The following is a 7,853-nucleotide window of genomic DNA, read 5'->3' on the forward strand; positions in this document are numbered from 1 at the left end:
GAACAGGAGTACACACTGTGAGCACGGCGCCTGAGAAGTCTGCATCCACCGACAGCACGAAGAAGATTGCATCGGCGCTGCTGCGCTACCGAGTGCTGGCTTACGCCACGGGCATCTGGCTGCTTGTGTTGGTCGGCGACATGATCGCCAAGTACATCTTCGACGTCTCGAGCATTCCCGGCTGGATCCCCGCAGTCCATGGCTGGGTCTATTTCATCTATCTGATCCTCACCATCGACCTCGCTGTCAAGGTCCGTTGGCCCGTCAAGCGCACTATCGGAACCTTGCTTGCAGGCACCGTGCCGTTCCTGTCGTTCTTCGTCGAGCACTGGCGCACCACGCAGGTCAAGCGCGACTTCGGCGTCTGATCCTCGGCTCGGCACACCACATCAGCACACCACTGCTGACGGCTCCGTTCCCTCTAGTGCATTGACCACCACCTGCTGGGCGACCGGATCGTAGGAGATCCCGGTGTGCTCGACGGTGTTCGCCGGGCACACGTCCTGCAGCACGACGTTCGTGTTCCCCGGACCGGTGAGCAATGACGCCTCGAACGGCACCACTTGGTCGTAGCGCGTCACGACCGTCGTGTAGTCCACTCCCGGGACGGTGTCGCTGCCCTCGTTCAAGCGACCCAACGCCTCGTCGGCGGGCGGCCCGGGCGTCGGATGGTTGGGCGGCGAGAGCGCCACGATCTTCGACACGGACTCCGCACCGCCGAGGAACCGCACGTAGTACCTCGGCACGGTGCCGCCTTTCGAATGCCCCACGATCGCTACCTTGTCAGCACCGGTGGATTCACGAACCATCGAAACGAAGGCCCCCAACTCCGCTGCGCTGTCCGCGAGCGATCCCAACCCCTTGAACGGAACACCCTCGGGCGCACCGTAGTCGAGCGCATAGACGCAGTAGCCGTCGGCGACGAGTTTCGGTGCCAACGATGCCCAGTTGTCGTAGGAGTTTTCGAGAAATCCGTGCACGAGCACCACCGGTTCCGAATCGGAAATGCACGAAACATCGTTGACTCCGGGCAGTGATACATCCGGATGCATCGCCGAGTAGAGAACGGCGTCGGCGAAGGTGTCCGGCGCAGGCGAAGCAGCGGCCGGAGACACAGCACCCAGAACGAGCGCACCAACGACCACTCCGGTTACTCCCCCGCGCTTCACCCTCGCCAGTGTCCTACGAACCGAGGGCCTGCAACACCGGAATCAGCAATCTCAGCGCACGCCCACGGTGCGACGCTGCGTCCTTCTCCTCGGCGCTGAGTTCGGCGGCCGACCGACCGTCACCCTCGGGCACGAAGACGGGGTCGTATCCGAAGCCATTCTCGCCTAGGGGTTTACGAGCAATCGTGCCTCGCCATTCACCTCGAACGACGCTCTCTTCGCCGCCCGGAATCGCCAACGCACAGGCGGAGACGAATCCCGCTCCCCTGCGCTCGTCCGGTACGTCACCGAGCTGCGCGAGCAGTAGTGCAGTGTTGGCATCGTCGTTGCCATGAATGCCCGACCACCGCGCTGACAACACGCCTGGCATCGCGTTCAGCGCATCGACTTCGAGGCCTGAATCGTCAGCAACGCAGGGCAATCCAGTCGCCGCAGCACCGTCACGGGCTTTGGCGAGCGCATTCTCTTCGAAGCTCGCTCCGGTCTCGGGCGCCTCAGGGAATTCGGGGACTTCGTCGAGTCCTACCAACTCGATGCCGGAGACTCCCGCGGCATCGAGTACTCGTCGCAGTTCACGAAGCTTTTTCGCGTTACGGCTGGCAACGAGAAGCTCAGCCACCGAATTTCTTCTTCGGCGAATCGGTGGCAGGTTCGGGCAAAACCCCCGGGTACGGCTCGGCGAGTGCAGCCTTCTGCACCTCGAACAGTTGCTCGATGCCGGCCAATGCCGAGTCCAGCAACTTGTCCAGAGTCGAACGCGGAAAAGTGGCACCTTCGCCGGTGCCCTGAATCTCGACGAGTGTTCCGGTGTCGGTCGCGACGACGTTCATGTCGACCTCGGCGCGCGAATCCTCCTCGTACGGAAGATCGAGGCGGACTCGTCCGTCGACAACGCCGACGCTGACTGCTGCGATACCGCACGAGATCGGCTGCGGATCGGCGAGACGGCCCGCGGCGCGGAGGTAGGTGACCGCGTCGCACAGAGCAACGTACGCGCCGGTGACCGCAGCGGTGCGAGTTCCTCCGTCTGCCTGGAGAACATCACAGTCGAGCGCGATCGTGTTCTCGCCGATAGCGGCAAGGTCGATGCACGCGCGCAGCGAGCGACCTACGAGACGCGAGATCTCCTGGGTGCGTCCGCCGACCTTGCCCTTGACGGACTCACGTCCGCTTCGGGTGTGGGTGGCAGCAGGAAGCATCGCGTACTCGGCGGTGAGCCAGCCGAGCCCGGATCCCTTACGCCAGCGCGGCACACCTTCCTCGACGCTTGCCGTGCACATCACCCTGGTGTTACCGAATTCGACCAGCACCGAACCTGCCGGGTTGCTGGTGAATCCGCGGGTGATCTTGATGGTGCGGAGTTCGTCGTCCGCTCGTCCGTCTTCTCGTCTCGACACGCTGTCAGCCTATCTGGGTTCGTTCCGCAGGCTGCACTCACGAGCCTGACAAATCGATCAGACGGTGAAGACATCCCCCGGCGATACGGCGTGCACCGGTCCACTGAACTCGGCCTTGGCCTCGGCGATGACATCCTCACGCGACGTCCACGGCGGGATATGCGTCAGCAGCAACTCCCCGACGCCTGCGTCGCGCGCAATCTGGCCGGCCTCGGTACCGGACAGGTGTACCCCTACGGGACGATCTGGGCTGTGGGTCCATGACGCTTCCGACAACAGCACGTCGGCACCGTGCGCGATGTCCCGCACGGCCTGACACATGCCGGTGTCGCCGGTGTACGCGAAGATCTTTCCCGCACCGGTGGTCACCCTCATCCCGTACGACTCGGGCGGGTGATAGACCTTGCGGGTCAACACGCTCAGCCGACCATGAGTGATGGTGCGGCCGTCTTCCCAACGTCGGAGATCGATCGTGTCGGACATGTCGTCGATCTGGCCTCCGCACTCTGCGGAGGCCACGCCGAGACGGAACGCGGTGTCCTTGGGTCCGTAGACCAGCGCACGACCCTCGGGCGGGTTCGGATGATAGCGACGCCACACCAGTAAACCGGGAACGTCGAGACAGTGGTCGGCATGAAGATGCGAAAGAAACACACTCACGTCGCCCGGATCCGCATACTTCTGGAGCGCACCCAGGACACCGGGTCCGAAGTCCAGAACGACCGGCGAGGTTCCCGGTTCGTCGAGCAGATAACCCGACGCGGGGGAATCGGGTCCGGACACACTGCCCGAACATCCCAGGACGGTAATACGCATGGAGGTCATGCTGCCACGAGATCGCCCGACGCCGAAACGCATCGGGCTTTTTCACTACCGAGCCACACGGGATGTCTGAGTCACAGTGCTGCCGGTCCCACCGCTTTCTGCCGTCGAGCCTCGCGCGCGTCCGAGGACAGTGCCCACGCCGCGACTACTCCGCCTACCGCGCCGAAGAAGTGCCCCTGCCAGGAGATGCCAGGCGTGCTGGGCAGAACTCCCCACAGTGCACCGCCGTAGATGACGAACACGACGACGCCGAGAGCGAGTTGGCCGATGTTGCGGGCAAAGATTCCTCGCGTCAGCAAGTAGGCGATGAACCCGAAGACCAGGCTCGACGCCCCGATGTGGTTCGAGTAGGCACCACCGATCAGCCAGGTACCGACGCCCGCGACGATCCAAATGATTCCCGTCGCCGTCAATCCGCGGCCGATGCCGGACAGCAGCACCAGGAAGCCCAGCACCAGGAGTGGGACCGTGTTGGCGATGAGGTGGGCCCAATCGTCGTGCAGCACCGGAGCGAACAGGATGCCCCACAGCCCGTCGACGGTGCGCGGATTGATACCCGCATCCTCGATCCGACTGCCCGATGCCACGTCGATCAGCTCGATCACCCACAACAACACGACGAACCCACCGGTGTACATCGCAGCGGACTGCCACAAGGGACGCTTGGACGTCGGAGCCGGCAAGTAAGGGTTGGTGGTCATCGACAGAGGCCTTCCGTTCGGTCCTTCCAACGATACCGCCGGACGGACTGCGAACTCAGGACTCGAACGCAGACGGAAAGATTTGGCGATACGTCGGAATTCCTGCGATCGACGTCGCATCGAGCAGAGCACGAACGATGGCCCGTTCTACGACATCGGCCGCGACTGCCGTCACGGCGTCGAGAACGGGTAGGTCCTTGGTGAAGGCCTTGGGCATCGACGACTCGGTGACGACGGATCGTGTGCCCGTCGACAGAGCGAAGATCGTGTCGCCGTCCAACGGCGAATGTGCCGGCCGGATCGCCCGGGCCAAACCGTCGTGGCCGGCGACCGCGATTCGCTTGCACGAGGACGCCGTGAGGTCGACGTCGGTTGCCACGACGCCGATGGTGGTGTTGAGCGCGGTCCCCTTGGGGGCGAGCGAGTTGGCGTTCCACAGTTCGTGCACGTCGGGCTTACGCATTCCGAATGCTTGGGGACCTTTCGTTCCTACTCCCCACGGCAGCCCGGTTCTCGGATCGAAAACCGAACCCACGGGATTGGTGACGATGAGCGCCCCGACGGTAACTCCGTCCGCGGGCCCCCCGACGATGACCGTGCTCGCGGTACCGACGCCGCCTTTGAGGACTCCGGCGCGCGCCCCGACGCCCGCGCCGACCGTGCCGGTTGCAAAGTCTGCCGCTGCTGCTGCCGCCGCCGCGTACCCGTATTCGGCGGTCGGACGCGTCGACCAGTCGCCGACGGGAAGATCGAAGATGACCGCGGCAGGCACGATCGGCACCACCTGGTCCGGACTACCCATGGCTATCCCGTGGCCGTGCTCTTCCAACCACGCCATGACGCCGTCGGCTGCGGCGAGACCGTACGCGCTGCCGCCCGTCAGCAGGATCGCGTTGATTTGCTGAACCGAATGACTGGGGTCGAGAAGGTCGGTCTCGCGCGTACCGGGCCCCCCGCCGCGAACATCGACTGCGGCGACCGCTCCCCCGAGCGCCCGCACGACGGTGCAGCCGGTGGCCGCGCCGGAGCCGAGAGTGGCCTCCGAATCCAGCTGGTGATGGTGCCCGACCAGCAGCCCGGACACATCGGTCAGGCAATCGCGAGGACCGGTCAGCGCTGAACCGGTTGGAGCAGGACCGGGCACGGAGGTTCTCCTAGGGAGTGAGGACCTGCACGAGTGAATCCTGCATCCAGGTCAACCAGTGGTAGACGTCGAGATGGGGAGCGCGTGGATCCCCTTCGTCGAGAACCTCGGGAGTGTCCGCGTCGATACCCAGGGTGGTTCCGAGCGCCAACCTTACGTCGTTCAGGCCCATCAGCCAGGCATCGGCTTGCTCGGTGGTCAGAACGATCTTGCCTCCCGACGCCGGCAGCGTGTTCAGGATGACGTTGCTCGCCAGAAGTTTGTCATCGATGATCTCAGGCTCGTACAGTCCGCGCAGTGCTCCGTTCAGGTCCGACGAGTCCGCGTCGCCGGACTCCGGATCCTGGCGGTGAAATTCGGGCAGGAGTCGCGCCAGCGCGGCGTCGGCGGGCGGGGTGTTGTGTCCCGTGCGCAGACCCGTCATCGCGGCCAGTTCGTCCTCGGGGGCGCCGGCAGCGCGATCGTTGAGCAGCCCCACGACCGACCCGACGAGCGATCTGAGAACCGACGCCTCGCGTGCATCCATGTCGGAGCGAATCTTGACTCCGCCGAGTGAGTTCTTCCTGCTCCACGTGCGCACGTCGTACAACTTCCTTCGTGTCGGTTATTTGTCCTGCTGCATGGTGGCCCACAGTCCGGCGGCGTGAAGCTTCTTCACATCGGTCTCCATCTTGTCGCGTTCACCGCTGGAGACGACAGCTTTGCCCTCGGCGTGGACCTGCATCATCAGCTCGGTGGCTTTCGCCTTGCTGTAACCGAAGAGTTTCTGGAACACGTACGTCACGTAGTGCATGAGGTTCACCGGATCGTCCCAAACGATGGTCACCCAGGGCACATCGTGCGCCTCGTCCGCGGCCACCACGGTTGTCTCTGCTGGCACTGCCTGCGGGGATGCCGCCTCGGGCCGCACCTCGGCGACCTTGCCCTCGATCTCCGGTGCCGTCGATGAAGCCATGGGACCAGGGTACGACGAGCGGGGTGAACTGCACACCGTCACCCCCGCGCCTCGTAGTGTTGTCGGTTGTGCCTACCGCATCGACTTCCAGACCGGAGATAACGGACACTTTCCGTAGCTCCGCTCTCTTCACCGATCAGTACGAATACACGATGTTGTCGGCGGCGTTGGCCGACGGCACGGCGTTCATACCCTGCAGCTTCGAAGTGTTCGCGCGAAGACTGCCGAACGGCAGGCGCTACGGCGTCGTCGCAGGAACCGCGCGGTTCCTCGACGCTCTCACCCGGTTCCGTTTCGGCGCCGACGAGCTCGAGATCGCGTCCAAATTCTTGGATGGCGGCACCATCGAATGGCTGAAGAACTACCGATTCACCGGTGATGTCGACGGTTACCGCGAGGGTGAGCTCTATTTTCCCGGCTCGCCGGTGTTGTCGGTGCGCGGAACGTTCGCCGAGTGCGTGATTCTCGAAACCCTTGCACTGTCCATCCTCAATCACGACAGCGCCATCGCATCCGCGGCTGCCCGAATGACGAGCCAGGCAGGCACCCGTCCCATGATCGAAATGGGTTCGCGCCGCACCCACGAGGAAGCAGCGGTCGCATCGTCGCGTGCTGCGTACATCGCGGGGTTCTCGGCCACGTCCAATCTGGAAGCCGTCCGTCGCCACGGAGTTCCGGGCGCAGGAACATCGGCCCACGCGTTCACCCTGCTGTACAACGGCGCCGATGGACCCGACGAGAAGGCCGCATTCGCCGCTCAGATCCGTGCGCTCGGCGTGTCCACGACGCTGCTCGTGGACACGTACGACATCGCGCAGGGCGTTGCGAACGCGATCGAGGTCGCCGGTCCCGAACTCGGCGGAGTTCGCATCGACTCCGGAGATCTGGGCGTGCTCGCCCGGCAAGTACGCCAACAGCTCGACGACCTGGGCGCCACCAAGACCCGGATCGTCGTCTCCGGTGACCTCGACGAATACGCCATCGCTGCACTCCGCGCGGAACCAGTCGACTCCTATGGCGTCGGCACCTCGCTCGTCACCGGATCGGGCGCACCGACCGCGGGAATGGTCTATAAGCTCGTCACCGTCGACGGCCGTCCCGTCGCGAAACGCAGCAGCCACAAGGAGTCTCGCGGCGGCGCGAAAGCTGCGCTTCGAACCGTGCGCTCCACCGGGACCGCGGTCGAGGAGATCGTCCACCCCTTCGGTAGCTCGCCGTCGATCGATGCCGGCCTCTCCGTGATCGAACTGAGCGTTCCACTCGTACGTGCCGGCGCCGAGGTCGACGGACTTCCGACACTCGTCGAGTCGCGCGCCTTGCTCGCAAGCCGAATGGTGAGCCTGCCGTGGGAAGGATTGAAGCTCTCGCAGGGTGAACCTGCGTTGCCGACTCGCTTCACTACTCCGCCCATGTGAAGGGAAATACGTCCCCTGGAGCCTGTTGCTGAATTATTTTGTCGGTGATGGATCCTGCGGCAGGGCTGCGGTGTTTCGGTGCCCGATGGGGGGTGTATTTCCTGTCATCGGGCACCGGGAGCCCGCAGGGCCCGTGCCGATCAGGCGAGCAGTGCGCCTCGGGTGATGTTCTTGGTGGTGAACAGTCGTTGGAGGTTGGTCACCGCCGCGGCGAGGGTGAGTTCGGCGTTGACAGCGCCGAGTCCGC

10 protein-coding genes are annotated in these 7,853 nt (G+C 64.4%); 2 read left to right on the forward strand and 8 right to left on the reverse strand.

The genetic code is table 11. The features are described from left to right. The first annotated feature begins 17 nt into the window (after nucleotides 1-17). On the forward strand, nucleotides 18-368 hold the full coding sequence (locus QMK17_RS23575; RefSeq protein WP_283511715.1) for a DUF3817 domain-containing protein: 351 nt from the start codon (nucleotides 18-20) through the stop codon (nucleotides 366-368). 21 nt (nucleotides 369-389) lie between these two features. Here QMK17_RS23575 and QMK17_RS23580 read toward each other — a convergent pair whose 3' ends face one another. The 8 genes from QMK17_RS23580 to clpS form a co-directional block, all read right to left on the reverse strand. Continuing rightward, nucleotides 390-1,169, reverse strand: a complete 780-nt coding sequence (locus tag QMK17_RS23580; RefSeq protein ID WP_283511716.1) for an esterase/lipase family protein — start codon at nucleotides 1,167-1,169, stop codon at nucleotides 390-392. A 13-nt stretch (nucleotides 1,170-1,182) separates the two neighbouring features. Then, complete coding sequence (rdgB, locus tag QMK17_RS23585) at nucleotides 1,183-1,788, reverse strand: RdgB/HAM1 family non-canonical purine NTP pyrophosphatase (protein ID WP_283511717.1); 606 nt, start codon at nucleotides 1,786-1,788, stop codon at nucleotides 1,183-1,185. Further along, nucleotides 1,781-2,566, reverse strand: a complete 786-nt coding sequence (rph, locus tag QMK17_RS23590) for a ribonuclease PH (RefSeq protein WP_283511718.1) — start codon at nucleotides 2,564-2,566, stop codon at nucleotides 1,781-1,783. The genes rdgB and rph overlap by 8 nt, the downstream gene beginning before the upstream one ends. Before the next feature lie 57 nt (nucleotides 2,567-2,623). Beyond that, nucleotides 2,624-3,382 carry a cyclic nucleotide-degrading phosphodiesterase gene (locus tag QMK17_RS23595; protein ID WP_283511719.1) on the reverse strand — a complete coding sequence of 253 codons (759 nt, stop codon included), beginning with the start codon at nucleotides 3,380-3,382 and terminating at the stop codon, nucleotides 2,624-2,626. An 80-nt stretch (nucleotides 3,383-3,462) separates the two neighbouring features. Further along, nucleotides 3,463-4,092, reverse strand: coding sequence for a rhomboid family intramembrane serine protease (locus tag QMK17_RS23600; RefSeq protein WP_283511720.1), 630 nt, complete (start codon nucleotides 4,090-4,092; stop codon nucleotides 3,463-3,465). Between the two features lie 55 nt (nucleotides 4,093-4,147). Further along, nucleotides 4,148-5,236, reverse strand: a complete 1,089-nt coding sequence (locus QMK17_RS23605) for a P1 family peptidase (protein WP_283511721.1) — start codon at nucleotides 5,234-5,236, stop codon at nucleotides 4,148-4,150. Between the two features lie 10 nt (nucleotides 5,237-5,246). Next, the gene (aosR, locus tag QMK17_RS23610; protein ID WP_283511722.1) at nucleotides 5,247-5,816 is read right to left on the reverse strand and encodes an oxidative stress transcriptional regulator AosR; all 570 of its coding nucleotides are present in this window, start codon (nucleotides 5,814-5,816) and stop codon (nucleotides 5,247-5,249) included. A gap of 24 nt (nucleotides 5,817-5,840) precedes the next feature. Further along, nucleotides 5,841-6,191 (reverse strand): ATP-dependent Clp protease adapter ClpS, encoded by a 351-nt coding sequence (gene clpS, locus QMK17_RS23615; RefSeq protein WP_283511723.1) that lies wholly within the window; start codon nucleotides 6,189-6,191, stop codon nucleotides 5,841-5,843. A 152-nt stretch (nucleotides 6,192-6,343) separates the two neighbouring features. Here clpS and QMK17_RS23620 point away from each other — a divergent pair, with 152 nt between their 5' ends. After that, nucleotides 6,344-7,606 (forward strand): nicotinate phosphoribosyltransferase, encoded by a 1,263-nt coding sequence (locus QMK17_RS23620; protein ID WP_283511728.1) that lies wholly within the window; start codon nucleotides 6,344-6,346, stop codon nucleotides 7,604-7,606. Nucleotides 7,607-7,853 lie beyond the last annotated feature (247 nt).

It is taken from the genome of Rhodococcus sp. G-MC3 (genome assembly GCF_030063335.1).
Taxonomy (GTDB): domain Bacteria; phylum Actinomycetota; class Actinomycetes; order Mycobacteriales; family Mycobacteriaceae; genus Rhodococcoides.